The organism is Phocaeicola sp. RTP21198st1_B8_RTP21198_201120 (assembly GCF_040929485.1).
In the GTDB taxonomy this organism is placed as follows: Bacteria; Bacteroidota; Bacteroidia; order Bacteroidales; family Bacteroidaceae; genus Phocaeicola; species Phocaeicola dorei.
Genome location: NZ_JBCOCI010000045.1, coordinates 1 through 24,245, shown reverse-complemented (window position 1 = coordinate 24,245; position 24,245 = coordinate 1). Strand labels below are relative to the sequence as shown.

Here is a 24,245-nt window from a genome sequence, read left to right as displayed (position 1 = left end):
AAAAAAGCCTATCTATCACAGATCGGCTTTTCTATCAAATATCTGTCTTTCAAAATCCAAAGATTCTCAGAAGACATTCACATTATAATAACTATAAAACTTATCAAACCCCATTCTACTATCTAACAGAACCATTACGCCATTTAGCCGCACCAATGTTCAACTGATAAATTTTTGACTCCATAACTTTACCTGTCTGATTGTAATACAAGTTTACACCATGCTCTCCAGCCGTACCATCAAGTGCATCTGCACGATGCATATATTGATCGTTATCAGCAGTAGCCTTATGTGGTGGATTTGGACTTACCATCAGTTCTAATGGAGAAATATCATCTACAAGAACTTCCAATGTTCCATTTAAAGTAGCAGAACCATTGTTGACCAAGGTGCCAAAATTATTTTTAGTCGCAGTCCATGGATTATTGCTAAAAATTTGTCCGTTGGATAAAAAAGTATTTGTAGAATAATTATTGTCAAAATTCAATGTCACATGTCCGGCTGTACCGTCTGCCATAGTCATTGTCTTACGGATATCAGCTCCTGCCATAGTCATCTTTCGGACATCACCGTCCTGCTTGGTCAAAACAATCAGGTTATTTTTCACCGTATAAGTACTTCCATCTGGAATATTACGCATATTGAAAATATTTCCTGCTGCACGAGTGTTCCAGTTAACCAAAGTATTGTTTTCAAACGTTATATTCCATGCCCCTCCCTTCCATGCACTCTGCTTGGTTTCACTGAAAAATGAAGGGAACGGACAATCATAGAAAGTGTTTCCACGAACCACAAAGTCCTTATATAAATTAGAATTCGCATTATTCCCGGAACCGGCAATCCATGGATAACCTCCGGCACCATTACTATAATAGCCACAGTCAAAGAACTGGTTATCCTCTATCAAGACATGATCCCAAATTTTGTAATTAGGCCCCTGCTCACGAATGAACCCACGTACCAGACGCTTGAAAGTACAATTTTTCACCACAAAACTTTCCAAATGTACAGCCATACCATTAGAAAACATATTAATGAAATAATTACCTGTAGCCGAACCCAAACCGGCAACATTATCACCATAAGTAAGAGCCATTGGACAATCGAAATCAATATCATAAAATTCGAGCATCTTCATATAAATTTCTCCTCCTTCTCCAGCTTGTGGCTGGCGCCCGAACATCAAATTCATAGAATTAACATTAGTACCTGTCATATGCATACCACCTAACAATACTTTAGCACGTTTACCTGCTGCTACATCCTCAGGACGAGTACGAAGAACAAAACCTTTGCAGGTAGTTAAATTATCAAACATACAATAAGTCTTTCCACCTTCCAAATAATAAGTCTGTCCTTCGGCTAAATTTACATCGGAAATGAAGTCTGTTAAAAGGAAATCAATACGCATTGCATTGTATTTCAGAGCAGCCTCGTGCTGTATCAAAGCATTTTGATAAGCTTCATCTGAATCAAACCGGTCACGACTTGGAGCACTTAAGTCATGAGTTACTAAAATAGGCTCTCCCGGTTCTCCGTCTGAGCGGGCAGAACAAGTATTGTAATATGCATCCCATTTTACCTTCACATTCTCGTTGCGAACATTAATCACATAAACAGAGTTTTTCTGAAGTCCGTCAATATCTACATATCCCTTTTCAAAATCCTCATCGGTTAATTTATATTTTCTCCATTTTTCATTCACTGTTGATTCAGGATTATTAGGAGACGGATCTACTTCCAACCACTGATAAACAAAATTATCGTTAGCATCAAGCTGAAATTTTTCACGATAAATAGCCTTATCATCGTCTGATACCCCTTCTGTTACAGTTTTGAAAGCACGATTCAACATCACACGCATAGTAGTCTGTGTAGTCTTAGAAGCATCTACATAGACACAGAATGGAGTTGCATATCGATCAGAAGTGGTAATGCCCATCCATTCTGCCCACTGTCTGCCATCACCATGTCCATACCATTTGGATGCATGTGAAAAATCAGTCACATTATCATCTTTTGTTGATAACACGCGAATAGCAAAACGATAATCAGTGGAATACTGTTGATCTTTAATAACTAAATCAAGGACCTCCGGTCCTACAATGGTATCTAGTAACAAAAGACCGTTTTCGGCAGATGTACCCCAAGCATCTGCACCACCCGAAACATTTGGCTGTAGTGCCTGACGAATCTGGTAGCCCGCACAGTTATTCACTCCATACCAATAAAGATGAATATCATTGCCATTCGGTCCCTCTGCTTTACAATTATAAGCATAGTCATCCCCTTTTCCTCTATTATTATCACAAATGAACATAGTCATCCATTCTCTATCTATATTTGCCATTCCTTTCTCATCATCAGAACACGAAATACATGAGAAACCTGAAAATAACATTAATGCATATAAAAATTTTTTTTTCATCATTCTGTCCTTTTATAAATTATTTATAGCCATAATAGTTCTTGTATACACCTGCTGAGCGTTGGATAGCCGCATTAGGATAAGGTAAAATATAACGTACAGGAGGTAAATCATTCACCTCAGGAACAGAATTACCATCCAGTGGTGATTCTGTTCCATCTTTGACCAACACAATCATTCCTTGTTCTGTATGACGAATATATCCATAGAATGAATATTTACATTGGTTAGTAGGCTCCGAATCATTACTCCACTGATAAAATTCCGCCATCTTCCAAGTTGCTCCATCAACAGCTACCAAAGCTGTCGCTGGTTGATTAGCTGATTTGTAAGGATTATAAATATAGAGCATATCCAATATCTTATTGGGATAAGGATAGCCATAAACTTGATTTACATCCACACGCCATTCAACCGTTTGTGGAAGAACATGGTAATACATAGATTCGGGAAGATCATCCAAATAAGCACTACCATCATGTTCAGCTATATCATCTTCGAAGCCAGTAGAAGAACCGGCATTAGACATTCCTACAGAAAGATAGCGCAAAAAACTATAAACAATTTCCTGTCCATAAAGATTATTACGGACAAGATCTCTCCAGCGCATATTCTCACCCGCAAACTCCCATTTACGTTCATCAAGCACGGCTTTCAAAAAAGTTTCTTTAGAAGAAGCCACCTGAGCAATATAGGCAGAAACAACACTTTGGTCATCGAATGCCCGTGCATGGACTTGACGAAGTGACTCCTGAGCAGTGGCAGTAGGTCCTTCCAACTCATTAACAGCTTCGGCATTCATCAACAAAACATCCGTATAACGCATATAAGGGAAGTTAATACCTGTATTACTGGCACTCAAATTGGTAAACTGTCCCGCATTCGCCCACAATTTAGACCATTTATTATTATGGACAGTATAATCCGCACGAATCATACAAGAATCCTGAGTAGCATTATTAGCACTGTTACCATAATACCAAAGTCCATTAATAAAATCTCGACGCTTATCATTCTCATCGAATGAATAACGGTAAAAAGCACTCAAACGTATATCACCTTTAGATTCTCCCCATACATTCTTACCCAATGTCTTTCCTTCATTAACGGTTGATGTAGGTCCTTGAGAATACCCTGTATTACCTGTAGACTCCTTAGCAAAAGGAATCTCAAAAATAGGATCACCTTTAGCAATAATTTCAAAATTGCTTTCCTTGGTAAAAATATCTTGATAAGAAGTGCCTACAGAGTGTGTCCCCGAAGCAATAACCAGGCTAGTATATTCTTTTACGATTTGATAATACTTCTGATAATCTTCCGGACGTTTCATCACACCATAACTATTTGCATTATTTTTATCCGGATGAAGTGAATAACCTCCGGCAGTCAATGCAATACGTGCAATTAATGCCCAAGCAAACTCCTTAGACGCACGTTCTACTGTTGTTGTTGTAGTAGAAGACATCTTAGGAGCAATATCCTGCAAATCTTCAATAAGTTTATTTTGGATTTCTTCGCGATTCATTACAGGAATCACATAATTATCACCTAATTGTGAGGCTGGCAGGAAAGTGAAAGGAACATCCCCGAACATCACTACCAGATCATGATAAACCATAGCACGAAGACACTTGGCTTCGCCCAACATCTGCATAACAGCGGTATTCTCTTCATTATAAAACGGACCAGTTTCTACACCCCGGATAAAACGGTTAGCATCTTCAATAGCTTTATAAGAAGCTCTCCAATATTTATCAATTTCGCCACCTTGATCGTCACAATCAAAACGTGCATAGCTATTATGGGTTGCTACATTACCTGTATACATCTGCATATCAACATCACTGTTCAAATTAAAAGTTTTCTGATAGGCAGTGCCATAAAGATCACCTACCAAGATAGAAGCATAAACACCGTTCAACGCACGGCTAATTTCTGTTTCTTGGCTGAACACAAAGTCCTCATTGTAACTTGATGGAGAATCCACGTCAAGGAAATCATTGCATGATATTAGAGTCAAAGTTGCTAATCCTATTATTAAAGTATTTTTAAATTTCATGTGCTTTCAAATTTAGAATGTAATATTAGTACCTAGTACAAAACTGCGACTACGTGGGTAACGGTTATAGTCCATACCACAAGTTAATCCTGTCTGAATATCCACTTCAGGATCATAACCCGAATACCCAGTAATAATAAACAAATTAGAGGCTGACACATAAAAACGAGCTTTCGAAATCCCCCATTTAGAAGTCAGATTTCCAGGTAACGTATAGCCAACAGTCAAATCCTGACAACGCAGAAACGATCCATCCTCGATAAAATAGGAATGAGTTATTTTTTTTGTCACATCCGTCGGATTCCAAAGTGTCCTACCTTCGTTTAATTCACGGTACATATCCAACGAACCATCAATATAGTAACATTTGTACAAGCATTCGCCATCACCATCACGGGTATAACGCCAACCTTTGTCGGCAAATGTGGAAAGCACATTGTAGAACTTATTCTTATTGCTTTCGGATGAGGAAAGCTGGTAAGCTGTCGCATTATTCACATCAAAATCAAGCATAAAGTTGAAGTTCATGGCAAAATCAAAACCCTTCCATTGTCCGCTCAATCCAAAACCTCCCTGCACTTTTGGATTGGTATTACCTATAACAGTACGGTCATCTTCTGTGATATATCCGTCACCATTCAAATCCTTGAACTTGACTTTGCCCGGCAGAGTAGCTATGCCTGAATTAGAATCTCCTGAAATCTGATTGATTATTGTTTTTGGATGTTCCACACCGTCTGCATCCATAATAGGTGCATCTTTCGAAGTTCCGTTTTCAGCGGCCGTTGATCCCCAAGGTACTGCTTGCAAGTTATTAGTGGGATCAAAATAGAATTCATCCATTGAATATAAACCATCATATACAAAACCATAAATAAGTCCTACTTGGTCACCCACCTTCAAACAATAATCATTGTAACTTGATTTCCAACGGTTATTCTGATCCCAAATCACATTGTCTGTACCATTTAATTTATCAACTTTCATTTTATTCATACCTAAAGAAAGATTTGCGGAAAGCACATAATCCCTGCCACTGAGAATATCTCCTGATATAGTTAATTCAACCCCTTTATTAGTTACTTGTCCAATATTTTGCATCTGACTTACATAACCAGTTGCTGAAGGAATGTCCGATTTATAAAGTAAATCTTTCGTCGTATTCCAATAAATCTCCGGAGTAACAGTGAGACGACCATTAAAAAGCGTGATATCAGCAGCAAGATTACGAGTTAATGTAGTTTCCCATTTAATATTTTTATTGGCAAAAGTAGTACCCCCTTGATTACCATACCATTGCTCTCCAAACTGAGTTGCTTCTCCAAATCCAGGTCCGCCGGTAGAATTAACAGTATATAAATAACGCCACATATCATCACTGATACGATTATTTCCTGCCAACCCTATAGCTGCACGAAGTTTTAACTGATCAATCCATTTTATATCTTCCATAAACTTTTCTTCTGAAAGCACCCAAGCACCTGATACTGAAGGGAAATATCCCCATTGATTACCTGGAGCAAATTTAGTGGAACCATCAGCACGCATAGTTACAGAGAGTAAGTATTTGTGGTTATAGTTATAACTTGCCTGCCCAAAGAAAGAAGCAGTGCGATCTGGAGTCGAAAGTGATGAAGTTGACTCCTGCGGTGTACCGAATCCCATATTATCCCAAGCCTGTCCAGCCTCAAATGCACGTGGAAAATAACGATTCTTTTGGAAGTTCTTCTTATTTTGGCTATGATAAATTTCTTGCCCCAATAACATGGAAAAATTATGCTTATCTTTAATAGAAAAGCCATAAGATGCCGTATTAGTCCAAATATATTTAAAAGACTGATCTTTCTGAATACTTGCTACAGGCAACGAATTATTTTTTGTACCTTCACCTGTCAAGGCACCCCAAAAACGATATTGATCTTTCCAGTTTAAACTAAGAGTGGCTTCTGTACGAAGCACCAATCCTTTAACAGGCTTCCATTCCAATGAAATAGCATTAGTATAGTTATAAGCATACTTATTCTGTTGATTAATGGCAATATCACTTTTCGGATTAGTATAAGTAAACAATGCTTCTTCATCAGGGTCAGCATAAGAAGGATCTATATATCCGAATTCACGTAATCCGTTAGTGGGTCTATAACGGAGTACATCAATAATACCGCCTGTACCAATATTATCACCTCCAGCTCCTTGATCACGGCGAAACGTAAATTTAGGATTGATATGCAATGTCAAATTTTTAGTTATATCAATAGCTGTCTTGATATTCAAATTGGTACGGCGCACACCCGACCCCATAATAATACCTTTATCTTCGCTTTGAGTAAGAGAAGCAGTGAAGCGCATCTTATCTGTACCTCCACCAATAGTTACATTAGTAGAATAATTGATAGGATTCTCTCCCATTACCTCATCCTGCCAGTCATGAGTAGGCAAAGAATAATACATATCCAAATCTTGCGGATTGCCAAAATTAGCACGGAAAAATTTGGCATTGCTAGAACGGCTACCATTACACGCCGACCATTCATATTGATAACGTGCAAACTCTGCTGAATTCATTAAATCTAATTTTTTAGACAAATGACTAGTAGACAAATGGGCATTGAAACTTACCTGTATTTTTCCAGCTTTGGCCGATTTAGTAGTAACAACCACTACACCATTACCGCCCTTAGCTCCATAGATTGCCGTGATAGAAGCATCTTTCAATACATCAATAGAAGCAATGTCTGTAGGAGGAATATCATTGATGTTATCCACCTGAAAACCATCGACAATGTAAAGAGGATCATTGCTCTGGGTCACAGACGTACCTCCACGAACACGAATGTTAATATCTGCCCCTGGAGCACCATCGACCGTAGTTACTTGCACACCAGCTATTTTTCCCTGCAAAGCCACAGCGGCTGAAGTAACTGGTACAGCAGCAATCTTCACACCAGACACGGAACCTACTGAGCCAGTCAGATCTTTACGAGCCCTGCTACTGTAACCCAGCACTACTACCTCTTCAAGCGCTTGTGAATCATCTTGCAGCGTAATTGTCAGTTCTTTTCCGGTAACCGCATCCACTTCTTGCGTTTCGTAACCTACAAAAGAAATAACAATTCTTTTTCCTTTAGACACGGCCAAAGTAAACTTTCCGTCAAAATCAGTTATGGTTCCGTTGGAAGGATTTCCCTTCTCCACAACGGAAGCTCCAATAACGGCTTCACCTGCCGAATCAAGTACAGTACCTTTTACGGTAATGCTCTGAGCAAACATCATCACCGGTATCAGTAACAGCACTGAAAACAGAAGAAGTCTGCTTTTCACTCCTCTTAATTCATTTGTAAATTTCATAATAAAATATTAAGTTAAACAAAAATTTAAAGTCCATTTTTTCCGTGAATGTGAAATAATATAAATCACTATTGTTATTTATATTCTATTCTAAAAGGAAACAATTACAATTTTTATGAGAATAATAGATACTTATTAAAATAGCACACGCATTCTTATAATTTCCGTGTACGCACACAAAACGAGTGAAAAATATTAGATATACAAATTCCCATGCTAAATAAAGCACATCATCAAATACATTAACAGTAATGTTTTCCATTATAATTTAATGTTAGTATTAGAAAATTGGTTTATTTTTATACTATATACGCCACAAATAAAAATAATATTGTTGACTGAACCTAATTTTTGTATTGAAAAAAATTAGTTCAACCAATAATTACAACATAATGAACAAAAAAGACACATTCATCAATGAAAACACGGAATTACATAAAAAAGCAGTGCTATGGACTTGTCCTCCATAACACTGCCACCTATATTTATTATAACTGACAAACTCCTACAGCTACAAACCTCACTCCTCCTATTTTATCTCATCCCACTTCGGTGGATTCACCTGCATCAAATGGCGGACAAAGAAATCATACCGCTTATGTTCGCCAAAAGCTTCTCCCATTGTATGATGTGCACCGGGAATCACGACCAGTTCAAAATCTTTATTCGCCTTTATCAATGCATTGACCACCTGCATGGTAGAGGCAGGATCTACATTATCATCCAACTCACCTACCACTAACATCAAAGGACGACTCAACAGATGTGCATTTTCCACATTAGATCCTTCTTTATATTGATCTCCTACCGGATAGCCCAACCAAAGTTCATTCCACCAAATCTTATCCATACGGTTATCATGACAACCACAAGCTGAATAAGCCGCTTTATAGAAATCAGGATAAAGCAAAACTGCATTTGTAGATTCCTGACCACCGGCAGAACAACCGTAAATACCTACCCTGTCCACATCCATATAAGGATATTTCCGTGCAGCCGCCTTAATCCAAGCAATATGGTCCGGCAAACCGGCATCTTTCAAATTCTTATAACATACATTCTCAAAAGCACGCGAACGGAAAGAAGTTCCCATTCCATCGACCATTACGACGATAAAACCAAGTTCGGCCAAAGAAGTCATGTTCCAATCATAAGGGCGGAAAGTTTTCGGGACATACTGATCACCGGGACCTTGATAAATGTATTCAATAACCGGATATTTTTTATTCGGATCAAAGTTAGTGGGCCGGGCAATCAATCCCCACATATCCGTCTTGCCGTCCCGCCCTTTGGCAACAAATACCTCCGGAGCGTTCCAACCTTCAGCCTCCAAGCGAGTGATATCAGCTGTTTCCAACGGCATCATCACTTTACCATCCTTGGCACTACGTAACACAGCTACAGGAGCCTTATTCACCATAGAATAAACATCTACCAAATACTTCATATCTTCCGAAAACCAGGCACGGTGCATCCCTTCTTCAGGGGTAAGACAAGTAAGCCCTTTGCCATCAAAACCGATGCGGTAATAACGGATGAGATAGGGGTCTTCACCGGCTTCCATACCATTTGCCGAGAAATAAATCTGATGGTTATCCTCATCTACCCGAAGCACTTCGCGTACATACCATTCTCCTTTAGTGATTTGATAATCGGGCTGTGCGGTAATACGGTTGTACATATAAAGATGATTCCAATTGTCACGCTCACTCATCCATATCATCTGCTTGCCGTCTTTTAAGTCATGACGGAAATGACGGGTATAATTCACATATTTATCGCTGGTTTCTTCTACCAACGGGCGCACTTTTCCCGTTTCGGCAGAAAGTTCAAGCACTCTGTACACCTGATGTCCGCGCTGGTTATATTCAAAAGTCACGGCACGGCTGTCGGGGTTCCATTCGGGACCATATACTTCATATTGTCGGTCGAACAATTCGGTAGAAGGAATAATGCTTCGTCCGCTTTCCACTTCATAGATGCAGGGCACTTTAAAAGGAAGTTCGTCTCCCGGCTTCGCATACTCCTGTTTGTGAAGCTTGGGCTGAAGCTGATCAGCCGGAGAAGATTCCACATAATAAACATAGCGCTTTTCCACCGGACGGATCTTGCAGGAAGCCACCTTCTTACTGTCCGGTGACCAGCGAATATAGGCTGAATAATAATTACCCAGTGTCCCATCCAAGCTCAGTTGCTTTTCTTTTCCGGTAGCCACCTCCTTTACGTAGATATTCTGATTTTTAATAAATGCTATCCATTTACCATCAGGAGACGGAACCGGCGATGCTGTCTTCTCATCATCCACCTCCATCCAATGCTTTTGCTTGGGAGGGAGAGGAAGCGCCCCTTCATTGACCAGCTGATTCTTCCGTGACGCATACATCCAACGTTGATTATTAAACACAAAGCACAATGTATCCAGTTCCTTACTGACCGACAGACGCTCCAAAGAAAGTGCTTCCGGCTTGATATCCTTACCGGATGCAGCACCCAACGCTTTTGCCAGACGATGAGAATCAAACAATTCTTTTCTAGCTTTTTTATCTGCATCTACAGATACATACAGGCGTCCGTCCGGAGTATTCCGCACATACCAAAACTGATGAGTACCCTCTATCCATTGCGGATTGACATTGGAATAGAAAACTTTATCCGCACTGAACTTCTCTTTCAATGCATAAGCACGCCGATAATCATCAGCCGTACCTTGAGCGATAGCCATGCCCCCACTAAGGAACATGGCTACCAACCAACCTAACTTACCAACCTTCATTTTGAATTATTCTATTTCACTTCCCATTCAAACAAACCCGATGAATTATCGGCCGGCTGAACAATCTCCAGTTTTACCGCTTTTGTCTTTATCGGATTAAAATTAACTGTATTTCCCGTACCTTTTTCCACTCCATACTTATCCGCTCCACTCACCGGTTGCCACTGGCCTTGTGCATCTTTATAGTACACCTTCCAACTTTGCGGTATGCGGCATCCTCCCCAAGGAGCATCATCATACCAATATACGGTAGCACTGGAAACAGTCGCTTCGGATGGGAACTCGTAGGATATCCATTCGGTAGTTCCCTGTTTGGGCCACCAATGGTAATAGGGTACGGAACGGTCATTCTCATCTTTCGGCACCAGACGGTCATTAATGGCGGAGATGGATTTCACCTTATGCGAAGCATCCACTTTGCTTTCCGATGCCAGCGTAGCAGGCATAGTCGGACGGGAAGCACTTAATTCCTGAGGCAACCACACTGCCATAGCACCTGCACCGCGGTGTGCCCAAGCATAGTAAGGGATCAACGTCAGCTTTACATCAGTAGCGGTCAGACGACCTCTATCGTCATAACCCAGAATCTGTGCATCTGTTTTCAATTGGTTAATACCATACAGCAAATCCGGCTTTTCAACGACCTCAAATTCCGGAGTACGATTCATAAATACACTCAGCACATCAAAATCATTATCCGGCCATTCCGCACAATAGACTATCGGTCCACGTTCCACAGCAATACGTCCACGATCTGCTTCCACCTTATTATTGGCTTTTACTGTGCGAGGCTCCATATCGAAATGAACGGCTACCTTATCTCCTTTCTTCCAACGGCGGTCTATGCAGAAATAACCATCTTTAAGCTCACTCTGCACCGGTTCCCCATTTACTTTCACTGTATAGCTCAAACGCTTTCCATCCGAATAAGTGTACAGGTCACTGGGAACCACCTGATTACGTACCCATCCCGGGATACGGATTTTCATTGTAAACTGTCCGGCATTGTTCTTGTTGACGCCGATAGTAACTTCTCCGTTCCAAGGATAATGAGTAGTCTGTTCTAAAGAAACAGCCTTACCCTCTACCTTCAAATTCGAAGTATTGGACATGAACAGATTAACATACACGTCCTTATCTTTCACCGCATACACATATCCTGGCAAAGAAGGAATGAAACGGCAGATATTGGACGGACAACAGGCACAGCCGAACCAAGGCTGACGCTGGTGCTGTCCGATGCTTTCCAACGGATTAGGATAGAAGAACCCGCCACCGTCCAGGGACACGCCCGAAATAAGACCATTATATAAAGTACGTTCCAGCACATCATAATATTTGGACTCGCCGTGAAGCAGGAAAAGACGATAATTGACATACACATTGCCGATAGCCGCGCAAGTCTCGCAATAAGCCGACATATTGGGCAACTCATAGTTTTTGCCGAAAGCCTCTCCGTTGCTGGTCGCCCCGATGCCGCCGGTAATATAATATTTCTTGCCTACAATATTATCCCAGATACGGTCGATGGCATGAATATAAGCCGAATCCCCGGTCAATGCGGCAACGTCTGCCATACCGGCATACATATAAGCGGCACGCACGGCATGTCCCACCGCCTCATCCTGTTCCGTCACCGGCTTATGCGCCTGGCTGTATTCATCCGTACGGCTGGTATGTCCCCGCTGGTCAAGGAAGAATTTTGCCTGATCCAGGTATTTCTGCTGCCCCGTTACCAGATAGAGCTTGGCAAGCGCCATCTCGGCAATCTGATGGCCGGGCACACGGACTTGCTGTCCGGGACCGGAGCCTATCTCACGGCATACGCAGTCGGCATAACGGATAGCGATATCCAGAAAATTACGCTTCCCGGTCGCCTGGTAATGAGCGATGGCCCCCTCTACCATGTGTCCCAGATTATAGAACTCATGGCTCAGTTCCTCCACCTTTTCCCAACGCTTGCTGCCCGCCCATTCGTGCGGATGCTTGGGATTCATGGTACGGCTGGTGTAAAGGTATCCGTCCGGCTCCTGTGCGACAGCGACGATCACCAGCACGCTGTCAATGTATTTGGCCAGCTTTTTATCCGGATAAGTCTGCAACAGGTAACTGGCCCCCTCTATCGTCTTATATACATCCGTATCATCAAAAGCCAGCCCGCCCACTTTGATAGTATCGCTGGGATGGGCCGCATTGATAAAATTCCGGTATCTTCCCGTCTCCTCACATTTGCTGAAAGCCAGGGGAATGGTCACTTCACGGCTGGCCTTGAGACGCTGCCCCCAAAACGAGTCGGTCACTTTCACCGAAGTGAAAGGCACAGGGTCTATAGGATAACCGTGTGACTGGTGTTTCACTTGTGCCTGACCGCCGGTTACGGCAGCCGCCAATAAAGTAGTAACTAAAAGTTTTTTCATGGTTATATCATTTAATTGTTATCGTCATATTCCGTGCCTGTTTTACGGAGGTGCAATTTACACATTCCGAACATAAAACAGGCTCCGTATTCCAAGCAATCCAGGTATATAAATTCACCAAAATCACTATTTCCGCCCTTGTAACGGTATATATTCATCCCACAACTTCAACGAGTGCAGATACCCCGTAAAAGGCCACTCTCCTTCCGCATTCCGCCCCAAGGTCACAAACTGAGACGGTTTTACCAACAACTGGATGTCTTTTCCACTCACCTGTTCTCCATTGATATAGACCTGCTCCATGCGTCCGTCAAAACAGATGTAAATGTGCTGCCACCTGCCCGTCAGCTCCTTCATACCTTTATATCCCGCATCCTCATACCATCCGTAATGGTTGATCACCCCGCAGCGCGGTTCCGTACCGTTCACCAGCATGATCTTCTCCAGTTCGTCATGCGAGGTTGTAAAATCGGCTACACACTCATTCTCGGCTATGGAATCATTCAGCACCCACGCCTCCAATGTATAGGGAGCATTGTCCTGCAAAGTAGCCGGCAAAGAGAAACTGGAACGGAACAACTGGCTGCCGTCAAAATGAAACGCCTTTTTCCCTTCCGTCTCCTTCACGACCACAGGAGCTTTCAAGGCCTCAAAATATCCTTTCACACCCCGGTTCGTCAAATAAGGAACGGTATCGCCGACAGCAAAATCATCAGCAGTAATGCTCACCACCAAGCCACGTTTCCGACAGTCGGCAGCAGGCAGACGGACCACATCCGTAGCCGCGTCGTAAGCCCGTTCCGCCGGTTCCAGCTTCCAGTTATAATACCGCAAATTAGTAATAACCAACGGCTCATTGCCGCTGCGGAGCGAAATCATTCCCTGAGAGAGACAATGCTCCGTCTCATAACTCCGCCATTTCCCGGAACGGTAAACCAGTCCGCTCAGGGTATGTTCCTTGGACGGGGAAAGTAAAGAATGGCAATACTCCAATACAGTGCCCGGCTCCAGCATCAACGCATCGCGTCCCTCTATACGGCAAGTACGCGCCGCACCTTCCTTCAAGACAAACGCACCGCCCAGCATTCCCTCATTATTCCGCCACTCGCGTCCGTCCCAGTCGGCAGCGGTCAGTCCCAGCCATTGCTGGGGAAGCGCCTCTTCAATCCCCCCGAACACCTTCACGTTCCAGACAGCCCCTCCAAAACCGTTTTTCTGGCCGCCCGTAAAAGTAAGACGCACATAGCGGGCCTCCGCCTTGCCGAAGTCAACCATCGGACTGCCTGCCAAGTGGTTGTTCCGCTTATCAGCAAAAACAGACCAATGCTTGCCATCGACAGAAGTCTCTATCAAATACTGATAAAACTGGGTTCCATATTCAAACTGGGTCCAGACGGTCTGTATTTCCCGGGAACTCCCCAAATCTATCTCAAGCCATTCCTGCCCCATACCGCGAGGACGCCACAAAGTCCCGTTATTGTCATCTACGGCATATTCGGCGCGAAAATTATCATCATAACAAGAAGAAGCCCTTACCCCGGCGCCCAATGCCAGATTCTCCGATTTCACCACCGAAGGAGCCAGTGCGCCTACCCCCTTGTGGGTAGGAATAACCTTCCTGATGCTTCCATCCGCCGCAAACTCCATCTTATCCATGCAGAGCTGGCGGTGAAAGCCACGGTTGGAGTGCGGGTTGTCATGCCGGTGGTACACTATATAATAGTCATCCCCTTCCTTCAAGATACTGTGATGTCCCGGGCCGTGCACCGTCCCGTCCTCATTCGTTTCCAGAATGCAGCCCTTATATTCGTACGGTCCCAGCGGATGGTCCGAAGTAGCATACTGCACCCTGTAAGTATGGTCATGGCAAGAGCCCGAGGAATACATGAAATAATAGATTCCATTCCGCTTCAATACAAAAGGAGCCTCAAAAAAGTCAACCGCCTCCGTATTCGGTATGAGCCGCGTTTCCGTAAACCCCTTCAGGTCGGGAGTCATTTTTCCAGCTCCGCAACCGAAACCTTTATAGATTCCCCACGTTCCCCAATACAAGTACACGGAACCGTCATCATCTACAAAAGTCTGTCCATCCAGTGTAATCGCATTGGTCACGAAGCGGTCGGGAACAAGCACCGCCTCGCTTTCACCCAGGATATTCTTCCAGGGTCCCCTGGGCGTCTCGCTCACCCCGCAATGAATGATACACGGCTGGCAATAAAAATAATAATACCTGCCATCCGTATGCCTGATCACATCAGGGGCCCATATCCAATGGCTGTCGGGCCAGTTCATGGGCATCAGCGTCCAGTTTACAAAATCCTTGCTCGTCCACACCTGGGCCGGTCCGAATCCCGCACCGCTGCCGTCCGTAGTGGCATACATGTAATACGTGTCGCCAAACTTCTTTATCGTAGGATCGGCAAAGTATCCGGGAATCACAGGATTACCCGTCCCCGGCGCGTCATGCTTCTTGCGGGCAAACCCCGAAACCGCCCCCAGCAACAAAAAAGCGGCCACTAAGTATATTCTGTTCATCTCTATTTATGTACAATATTATTGACCGGTATCTCTATCTCATAAAAATATTCCTGTAACAACCGGTACATGTCCGGGTCATAAGATTTCAGCTTCGCACGGCGGTTCACCCAGTTATGCACCCCGTTAGCCGGATCGGCATAACGGTTACAGTTAAAGAAAGACTGCACACACTCCGCAAAATACTCTTCCTTGTTGCTGACCGCATACGTGTCTTTCCACAATCCTTTCCGGATGGCATTCTGCCGCAAAGCCTCCAGCCGGTCATTGAAACCGGGTTCCACCCCGACAATGCCCACCGTGTGAATCAGGTGTGCAAACTCATGAATCAAGATATTCTCGCCCACATATTTGTCTTGCGGCAATGCCAGCAGGTTCTCTTCTCCGCAACTGGACGAAAGTTCATCCTCAGGCGCCCCGCCAAAACCGCGCGCCCGCCAGTTCCAATACTTGATACTATCTTCACAATTACAAATATGCGCAAACTCAGGCAGGTCACAAGTCTCCTCATCCTTGCCGATCACCATCACATGACAGCCCCTCTTCACCATGTGGGCCTTTACATCGGGACGTTTGGCCAGCATCAGGCTGATGATATCACACGCCTTCAGCAAAGCCTCGTCACTGACCCGTTCCGAAGAAGTGACATACAATCCCTCCGTCTCAATGTATTTCTTGTAGAAAGAAGGAATCCCCTTGCCTTCGGGAACCGCAGTTACCCGGCCGCGCAACGGACAAAGTTCCAGCTTCATGGCAAATCCTCCCCCCGAGGCAAGGTGCAGTTTCATCCGGCTTTCGCGGTCCACGATCCTTTTCTCCATACGGTAGTCTTCTGCCTGTTTGTCGGCATTGATGCCGTCAACAAACAGCGTAGCCGTATAACGGACCCCTTCCGGCAGGAAAGAGAAATCCAGCTCCACATCCCGTCTATCCCAATTGGTCATGCCACCCACATACCAGTTGACATCCTTCTTGCGGACAGTCACGATATACTTGCCAAGCTCACCGGAAGCGATAAAAGTAGAATCCGTCTCCACAGGCAGGGAAGTAATGAAATCCACACACTCCTGTTCATTCAGGTAATTGGTAGGCGCATCACACAACATCGTGAAAGGAGAATCGTGCACAATATAGGCAGCCAGTTGATGACACCGGGTTCCCATGCTGGCCGGAGTAGAATACATGGCACGCCAATCGGCCTTCGTAGCGTTGCGCATCGCTCCCGGAGTGTAATCCACCGGTCCCGCCATCATGCGGATATAAGGAAAAGTGACATCATAAAGCGGCATATTGTTCTTGATATCCGTCCATTTCACCTCTTCCATACCGAACACGCTTTCAAAATTAATGATATGCGGATAGGTACGGTTGATACCTGTCGGTTTGTAAATGCCGTGCAGATCAAGGGTTAATTTATACCGGGCTGTCATCTCAGCGATGCGATACACCATTTCGACGGCAGTCTGATCATCACGATCCAGGAAATCCACCTTAAAACCTTTGATTCCCATATCCGCATATTTCTTACAAGCAGCTTCCAACTGGCTGTCGAGTACATTAAACACCGTCCAAAGCACTATTTCCACCCCTTTGGATTTACCGTATGCTATCAGTTCCGGCAAATCAAGTTCGGGAATAACGGTCAGCATATCCCCACTTTTCGGATCATACCATCCTTCATCCAACACAATAAATTCCAATCCGTTCCGGCTGGCGAAATCGATATAATATTTATACGTATCCATGTTGATACCGGCTTTAAACGGCACTCCTTTCAAATTCCAGTCATTCCACCAATCCCATGCCACTTTCCCTGTCTTTATCCATGAGGTATCACCGATACGGTTAGAAGAGGCCAGGGCATAGACCAGGTTGTTGACCGGCATATCCGTATCCTTTTCAGTAATGGCCAACACACGCCACGGATAGGAACGGGAGCCACGGCTACGGGATATAAAATCGGTGGTTTCGGTTACATATTCCTGCTTCCGCCAAGGATAAAAGTCTGTTTTAGCCGGATAAGGAGCAAAGACACCTTTCAATCCATACTTTCCCTGCTGTGACTGCACAAACATGCCCGGATAAGCTTCCAAATCTGATTCCAACAGAGTCAGTTTTACGCTGCCGCAATCCACAGTAACCGGAAGAAAAGCCAGTTTAGGCTGTGCTTTTGACAGAGGAGTGATATCATAGACATTCTGAAAGGCCATCGCCATAGGTTGCTTGTCGTTTGTGGTATAAGGAAGATAAGCCGTATAATCCTGAGGAAAGTTAAATTCCGCCACTTCATCCTTCACAGTCACTTCTGATGTCACGGTGGTATAGAAGCGATAGGCGACCCCGTCATTGTAAGCCCGGAAAGTCACGCCGAATCCGCCTTGCAGCTTCAAGTCCAGTTCGTTGCAGACTGCAACGAACTCCTTGAAGCGGTAGAACGGCGATTCTACCTTGTCCTCTATCTTTTTCCTTCTTTCCCTTGTTACCCGGGAAGATTTACCTACCAAGGTTCCGTCGGCCAGAACCAAACCTATGTTAGAATGTGAGAGAATTGTATCATTTTCATGCATAATCCGGTAAGAAAGCCCATCCCCCGTACTAATCTCGACTTTCAGTCCTCCGTCCGGAGAAGAGAGAGTATAGTTCTTAACTTTAGCCGCCAATGGAGCATTTCCAATAAATAAAAGCAATGACAAGATTGCCAAACCAAGTGTTCTGTTGTTTTTCATAATCTATCGGTTATATACTTTGTGCATTTGCAAAGTAAAATAAAAAAAGAATAAGGAAAGGAAGAAATAATATAATGTAATGGCAGAATCGTCCAATAATTACCGTCCTGCGACACGAATATCCAGCCGTTTGTACTATTTTTCCATCCCGCTAGACTATTTTTCCATCCCGTCCGGAACCGGACTCCCCGTCATTTCTGTCCGGCACGGGCATTATACGCTCCCTTTCACATGAAATCCCTCCGGCATCCTTTCCGTTTTCTCCCGGCAGACCCTAAAAAAAAGGATAGTCCCTTCACCCGGAACTATCCTTTCAAGCTCAACACAGAATCAATCCCCCGCGTTATTCAACCGTATAATTAATCACGAAACGGAAATACTTCGAGGTATCATTCATATCCACCCAGCCGACATTCATTTTACCCGTTGTTCCTACGGCAAGCCCGTCATTGTAACCTACTCCGCAAGCTTCATCACTACTGTAATATTCAATGTAGGCGGCATAACCGTCCGTTCCCCAACTGACAGCCTCACCACTTGTATTCATCCAGAGTAGCCCGGCGCATTGGCTGTATAGTTTTCTCCCATATCGCTCCACTCTCCCGTAGACGGGTCTGCCAGACAGAACTTGATGTCCGTATTATCCGCCGCCTTAGCCAAGAACTCTTCTATGGACATATCAAACACGGTCTCGATATTTTCCTTGTAATCTTCAACCGGCAGGGTCACTGTCGCATTATCAGACGAGAAGGCAACAGAAACCACCGACACGGTAGGATCTGTGACCCCGACTTCAAAAGTAAAGCGCACATAGTCATCATAGTCTGGTCCGTTTACCGCAAAACCCACATTCAGCGTAAAGACCGTCCCCGCTACAATACCTCCTTCCGTCAGTTCCACATTCAATGTTTTCGCCGCTTTATCCAACGTCACCGTAGCCTTGCCGTCCGCATCGTCCGCGCTGCACGGCTGGCCGACCGAATTGAAATACCAGCCTGCGCCGTCTTTGGTATAAGCCGTCTTTAACCATTGGTTGCGGGTCATGTTTATGGGATAAAAGACAGTGGCCTTGGTATCCAGCCCGGCAACAGCCGCATCCACACTCATTCCCATCAATTCTTCAAACTTGTTCGTATAGTCCGACAAGTTCAAAACATAAGCGTGCCTGCCGTTCACTTCCAATGCCACATTAGTAATAACCTGGGCATTGGTATTTGTCTTCAGATACGGGTTTTCGTTTTCTCCGTATATATGTTTGGATGTTGCGTCAGTATAATCATCGCTACAACCTGCAAAAGCAAGTAGCGAGCAACAGCAAAGTGCCAATAATATATTCTTTTTCATCGTTTTTCTTTTTATAGTTAACAAAGGGTTAATATCCCGGATTCTGAACCAGATTTATATTACCATCCATGATACTCTTGGGTATCGGGAAAATGTCACAATGTTTGTCCGTCGGATCGGTCTTGGCATCCTTGCAGAACCATGATTTGCCATTATACACATTCTGTCCGCTGGTAAGACGGAAACGGATCAAATCCTGACGGCGATGGTGCTCGGCCAGGAACTCCCATCCCAGGTCGTCCAGCAGGCCGCCCAGCTCGATGTCGCTGCCTCCTTCGGTAGTGGTCACCCAATTATCCGCCTCATCCTGCTGTGCAATGTTCTCCCGGTGTCCGTAAGAATATACGCTGCCGCCTTTCAACTGGGTTACCGTGCGTGTCGCCTTATCGGGATTCCCTTTGAACGCACGTTGCCTTACCTGAGTAACCAGGCTAGCGGCATCCTGTTCCGTCTCGCCGTTATATCCTCCCAGACGCAACAGGCACTCAGCCTTCATCATCAAGACATCGGCATAGCGGAAGAAAGGCACATCATCATAACTGGTTCCCCAGTCACCATCCTTTATCTCATACTTTACCAACCGGTATCCTTCCATCGGATAGCATCCCGGATTGTCCGTACTGCGGATTTCATACGTATAGTTCAAAGGCTGGCCGTCCACATAAATGGTGTTTCCACTCTGGTCTTGCTGGACACCGCCGATCCAGCAGTCTGTATAACGGGTGTCATTATTCTTGTCATAAGTATCCAGGAACTGGGGCAAGGCGGCTCCGCCTCCTGTAGCCCAACCGGTAAACCCGAAAGTGGCACGCCCGGCCTCGTTCATCCACAAATTGGCAAAATAATTGCCACTGGCATACAGATACTCAAACGGAATCCCGAAGATAATCTCGGGAGAAGAAGAGATGTCCTCCTTAAAATTATCAGCATAATTCGGCGCCAGGCTGAATTTGTTCGATTCAATGATCACATTCAGCTCGTCAACGCATTTCCGATAGTAAGAATCGTCGGAATGGTCGTCAAACCAAGCATTGTGATTCAAATACATCTTAGCAAGAATCATGTGGACGGTATAGTTATTTATCTTTCCCATCTCCACCTCATCGCCACACTTGTCCTTTATGTCGTCCAGCTCAGAGATGATAAAATCCCATACTTCCTGCGGTTCAGCCTGTTCAGGAAGCCAGCCGTCGGGATGATCATAAGTGGTATCCAAGGGAATATTACGGAAAAGGTCGAACAAAAGATAGTAATACAACGCACGGTAAGCACGTAGCTGGGCCACAGACTCCTCCGATTCCTGCACGGCCTCGTCCGCCAACAGCTTGTTGCACGCATTTATTCCCGAATAGGCGTTTGACCACAACCCACTGAAATGACCGATTTCGGAATGAAACGTATGCTCATGCAGATTGATATACAAATCACCCCAACCTACGCCTATCCGCAAAGGGATCACCCACATGTCCGTACAGATATCCAGGTCAGCGTACCCGTACCATGCCCAATAGAAATTGCGCAAGGAGGAATATACCGGCGCAAACATACTGGCGGCATCCTTTTCCGTAAATTCATATTTCTCGGACGCGATCTGGTTGTAAATGGTTTCACTCAAATCTGTGCAGCTTCCCAAAGAAAGCATGCCGGCGCCTACCATTGAGTATAATAAAGACTTATATAATTTCGGTTTCATAATCTGGTAAATTTAGAAAGTTAAGTTAAGACCAAAAGTAAATGAACGAATGGATGGATATTTGTCGCGATTGTCTATACCTGCATAGGTAGGATACGGATTTGACAACTCCGGATCAAGTCCGGAATAACCGGTTATGCAGAAAAGATTGTCACCGGACAAATAGGCACGGACATTCTTGATGTATTTGTTATTTTTAAACGGGAAATTATAACCGATGGTCAGATTGGTCAACTTCAGGAAGTTACCATTTTCCAGGTAATAGCTTACCATAGTCTGCGGCTGTGAAGAAGACAAGGTGTATTGTCCGCCATAGGGTGCTTCCTCCACCGATTTCAAACGGTTGTAAGCATGAGAATTATTTTCGTAATAAGCACGGGGTTCGTTCAGGATCTTAAATCCCAACTGGCTGGTGAACTGCATGCTCAGGTCCCAGTTTTTATAAGTGAAGGTGTTGCCCCATCCCAAATACACTTTCGGCAATCCGTTGCCCAAATATTGGCGGTATTCATCATTGGTCAGGTAAGCAGTAGAGAACTCAACGACTTCCCCGTCCGGCTTTTCAATCAGGAACAGTCCGTTTTCCGACACGCCGACAGACTTAAAGCCATAAAACTCACCCAAAGGACGTCCTTCCTCCATACGGTGTGTGCTTACACTGATCGGTTCTCCCAAGCCACCGGTATCCATATAACTGTTTGACTCATACATGTCATTAGACAAGCTTAACAATTTGCTGGCATTATGAGCTACCGTCACCACGGTTTTCCACTCAAAGTCCTTGGTCTGCACAGGAATCGCATTGATGGCTACTTCAATACCCTGGTTGCGTACAGAGCCTCCATTGGCAAAAGTGTAACTGTACAAATTGGGCGGAGTAGGAACGCTGTAATTAAACAACAGGTCGGTTGTCTTCTTCCTGTATATATCGACAGATCCTCCTAAACGGTCATTCAAGACACTAAAGTCCAGACCGATATTATATTCCGTAGACTTTTCCCATTTCAAGTCCGGGTTCGGATTGGAAGCGACTTCCAGCCCCGGTTTCCATGTTCCCTTGTCGTAATAATAGGAACTTCCATAGTTATACCGCGTCAACGACATATAAGGATCATTGGGAATCACACCGGTAATACCGAATCCCGCACGCAACTTCAAGTTGTTCAGCCAGGTAATACCCTCCATAAATCCTTCATTACTGATGGTCCATCCCAAAGATGCAGAAGGGAAAGTACCCCATTTGTTATTGTCGCCGAACTTGGACGACCCTTCCTGACGTACACTGACCAGCAAATTATATTTATTGTCAAACGCATAGCTCACACGTGCAAAGAAACCGATCAGCGTATTCTCGTTCTTATCACTGCCCATGCCAGCCTTACCGTCTTTCAACGCCTGGCCGAGACCTAAATTATGCCATTGATAGAAATCTGTCGGGAAATTATAGTTATTGGCATAGAAACGTTCATAAGTATAATACTGATAACTGTAGCCCACCAACGCATTCATACGATGCTTGCCGACATTCAAGTCATACTTGCTGGTCAGTTCCAGGTTGTCCGTACGTGTCTCGTCCTGGGTATGATAAGCATAACCGGTCCATTCATTCAGTTGGTTGCTGAAATAATCCGTTGTGTTATACCCTTTATCATGTGCATTAAAGCGGCTGGTAGCCACCATCAGATTGGTCTGCCATCCTTTGACCGGTTCAAAAGTAACATTACCCGTCGCACGAGTCTCTTCATAGGTATAATTACCCAGACGCTCTTCCAGCATGCCGACCGGATTGTAGTAATAATTCACGTTAAAATCCTCATTATAAGAACCGTCCTCGTTGTAAATGGGAGCGGTAGGATTACGCATAATCGCCTGACGGTAAATATTTGACTGATCGGTGACCGTTGCATTGGTGGCACTGTTCTTATGCCATTTCTTCACCATATTCAGGTTGACTTTCAGCATATCGTTAAGCATCCAGTGTGAGACATCAAAACGCATACGGATATCTTCGCTGTAAGTGTTCATTATCACACCGTCTTCCTTGCGGTAAGTCACATCCGCCGAGTAAGTGGTCTGCTTGCTTCCTCCCGTTATATTGAAATTATGGTTGTGAGTAAAGCCGGTCCGGCTGACGGCATCCAGCCAGTCGGTATCATATCCCTTATCGGTAAAGTTTGTCTTGCCTGCACGTATATCCTCGGCAGTCATAAATTCCAGCTTTTTGCCGAACTGAGATGCAGAGACGTAACCTGAATAGGATGCAGTCGTATGCGACTCACGTTTGCCGTTCTGGGTAGTGATCAGGATAACCCCGTTTGCACCCCGCGTACCGTAAATGGCAGCAGCCGAAGCATCCTTCAACACATCAATGGAGGCAATATTTTCAGGAGCCACCGTGCTTAAGTCTCCTTCCACTCCATCAATCAGGATCAACGGCGTAGTGCTGCCGTTGACGGAAATGACACCGCGCAGGCGAATCGTGGAAGTCGCATTCGGGTCACCGGACCCCTTGGCAATGCTCAATCCGGCCACCTTACCTTTAATCAGGTCCGCCGCATCCCCGATCTTACCTACCGTAAAATCCTCTGCTTTGACCGAAGCCACCGCACTGGTCACATCACCCTTGCGCTGGGTTCCATAACCAATAACGACCACTTCGTCCATCACCTCGGTATCTTCCTGAAGGGTCACATCAATCTTCCGGTTATTCTTTACCTCAAACTCCTGGGTTTTATATCCAATGTAGGAAATTACCAATACAGACTGGGAGCCTTTTACATTCAGCCTGTATTTCCCGTCAAAATCGGTAATGGTACCGTTGGTCGTTCCTTTTTCCATGATATTAGCACCAATGATGGGTTCTCCATTTGCGTCTGTAATCTTACCATTGACAGTGCTACTTTGTTGTACTATCGAGGTTGC

The 24,245-nt window shown here is 44.4% G+C and carries 11 protein-coding genes; all 11 read right to left on the bottom strand.

What is annotated here, in order from left to right; all coding sequences use genetic code 11:
* Positions 1 to 118 precede the first annotated feature (118 nt).
* Positions 119 to 2,428, bottom strand: a complete 2,310-nt coding sequence (locus tag AB5935_RS15370; protein ID WP_007847968.1) for a hypothetical protein — start codon at positions 2,426 to 2,428, stop codon at positions 119 to 121.
* A 19-nt stretch (positions 2,429 to 2,447) separates the two neighbouring features.
* Positions 2,448 to 4,487, bottom strand: coding sequence for a RagB/SusD family nutrient uptake outer membrane protein (locus AB5935_RS15365; protein ID WP_038612118.1), 2,040 nt, complete (start codon positions 4,485 to 4,487; stop codon positions 2,448 to 2,450).
* Between the two features lie 12 nt (positions 4,488 to 4,499).
* Positions 4,500 to 7,835, bottom strand: coding sequence for a SusC/RagA family TonB-linked outer membrane protein (locus AB5935_RS15360; RefSeq protein ID WP_005844109.1), 3,336 nt, complete (start codon positions 7,833 to 7,835; stop codon positions 4,500 to 4,502).
* A 529-nt stretch (positions 7,836 to 8,364) separates the two neighbouring features.
* Entirely contained in the window at positions 8,365 to 10,608 is a 2,244-nt protein-coding gene (locus AB5935_RS15355; RefSeq protein ID WP_038612122.1) for a S9 family peptidase, read from the bottom strand.
* Between the two features lie 11 nt (positions 10,609 to 10,619).
* Positions 10,620 to 13,025: a beta-L-arabinofuranosidase domain-containing protein gene (locus AB5935_RS15350; protein WP_368327473.1), complete on the bottom strand. Its 2,406-nt coding sequence runs from the start codon at positions 13,023 to 13,025 to the stop codon at positions 10,620 to 10,622.
* Positions 13,026 to 13,151: 126 nt separating this feature from the next.
* The gene (locus AB5935_RS15345; protein ID WP_007847959.1) at positions 13,152 to 15,560 is read right to left on the bottom strand and encodes a family 43 glycosylhydrolase; all 2,409 of its coding nucleotides are present in this window, start codon (positions 15,558 to 15,560) and stop codon (positions 13,152 to 13,154) included.
* Between the two features lie 2 nt (positions 15,561 to 15,562).
* The gene (locus AB5935_RS15340; protein ID WP_022185018.1) at positions 15,563 to 18,286 is read right to left on the bottom strand and encodes a glycoside hydrolase family 97 catalytic domain-containing protein; all 2,724 of its coding nucleotides are present in this window, start codon (positions 18,284 to 18,286) and stop codon (positions 15,563 to 15,565) included.
* Between the two features lie 343 nt (positions 18,287 to 18,629).
* On the bottom strand, positions 18,630 to 18,833 hold the full coding sequence (locus AB5935_RS15335; protein WP_227235722.1) for a hypothetical protein: 204 nt from the start codon (positions 18,831 to 18,833) through the stop codon (positions 18,630 to 18,632).
* Entirely contained in the window at positions 18,830 to 19,630 is an 801-nt protein-coding gene (locus AB5935_RS15330) for a DUF4859 domain-containing protein (RefSeq protein ID WP_149876952.1), read from the bottom strand. The genes AB5935_RS15335 and AB5935_RS15330 overlap by 4 nt, the downstream gene beginning before the upstream one ends.
* A gap of 28 nt (positions 19,631 to 19,658) precedes the next feature.
* On the bottom strand, positions 19,659 to 21,323 hold the full coding sequence (locus AB5935_RS15325; protein ID WP_032935961.1) for a RagB/SusD family nutrient uptake outer membrane protein: 1,665 nt from the start codon (positions 21,321 to 21,323) through the stop codon (positions 19,659 to 19,661).
* Positions 21,324 to 21,335: 12 nt separating this feature from the next.
* Positions 21,336 to 24,236, bottom strand: a complete 2,901-nt coding sequence (locus AB5935_RS15320; RefSeq protein ID WP_368327474.1) for a SusC/RagA family TonB-linked outer membrane protein — start codon at positions 24,234 to 24,236, stop codon at positions 21,336 to 21,338.
* Between the last annotated feature and the right edge of the window lie 9 nt (positions 24,237 to 24,245).

Excerpts from the sequence above, each read along its gene's own strand:
- AB5935_RS15370 (WP_007847968.1), bottom strand. The coding sequence starts at position 2,428 with ATGAAAAAAAAATTTTTATATGCATTAATGTTATTTTCAGGTTTCTCA.
- AB5935_RS15365 (WP_038612118.1), bottom strand. The coding sequence starts at position 4,487 with ATGAAATTTAAAAATACTTTAATAATAGGATTAGCAACTTTGACTCTA.
- AB5935_RS15360 (WP_005844109.1), bottom strand. The coding sequence starts at position 7,835 with ATGAAATTTACAAATGAATTAAGAGGAGTGAAAAGCAGACTTCTTCTG.
- AB5935_RS15355 (WP_038612122.1), bottom strand. The coding sequence starts at position 10,608 with ATGAAGGTTGGTAAGTTAGGTTGGTTGGTAGCCATGTTCCTTAGTGGG.
- AB5935_RS15350 (WP_368327473.1), bottom strand. The coding sequence starts at position 13,025 with ATGAAAAAACTTTTAGTTACTACTTTATTGGCGGCTGCCGTAACCGGC.
- AB5935_RS15345 (WP_007847959.1), bottom strand. The coding sequence starts at position 15,560 with ATGAACAGAATATACTTAGTGGCCGCTTTTTTGTTGCTGGGGGCGGTT.
- AB5935_RS15340 (WP_022185018.1), bottom strand. The coding sequence starts at position 18,286 with ATGAAAAACAACAGAACACTTGGTTTGGCAATCTTGTCATTGCTTTTA.
- AB5935_RS15335 (WP_227235722.1), bottom strand. The coding sequence starts at position 18,833 with ATGAATACAAGTGGTGAGGCTGTCAGTTGGGGAACGGACGGTTATGCC.
- AB5935_RS15330 (WP_149876952.1), bottom strand. The coding sequence starts at position 19,630 with ATGAAAAAGAATATATTATTGGCACTTTGCTGTTGCTCGCTACTTGCT.
- AB5935_RS15325 (WP_032935961.1), bottom strand. The coding sequence starts at position 21,323 with ATGAAACCGAAATTATATAAGTCTTTATTATACTCAATGGTAGGCGCC.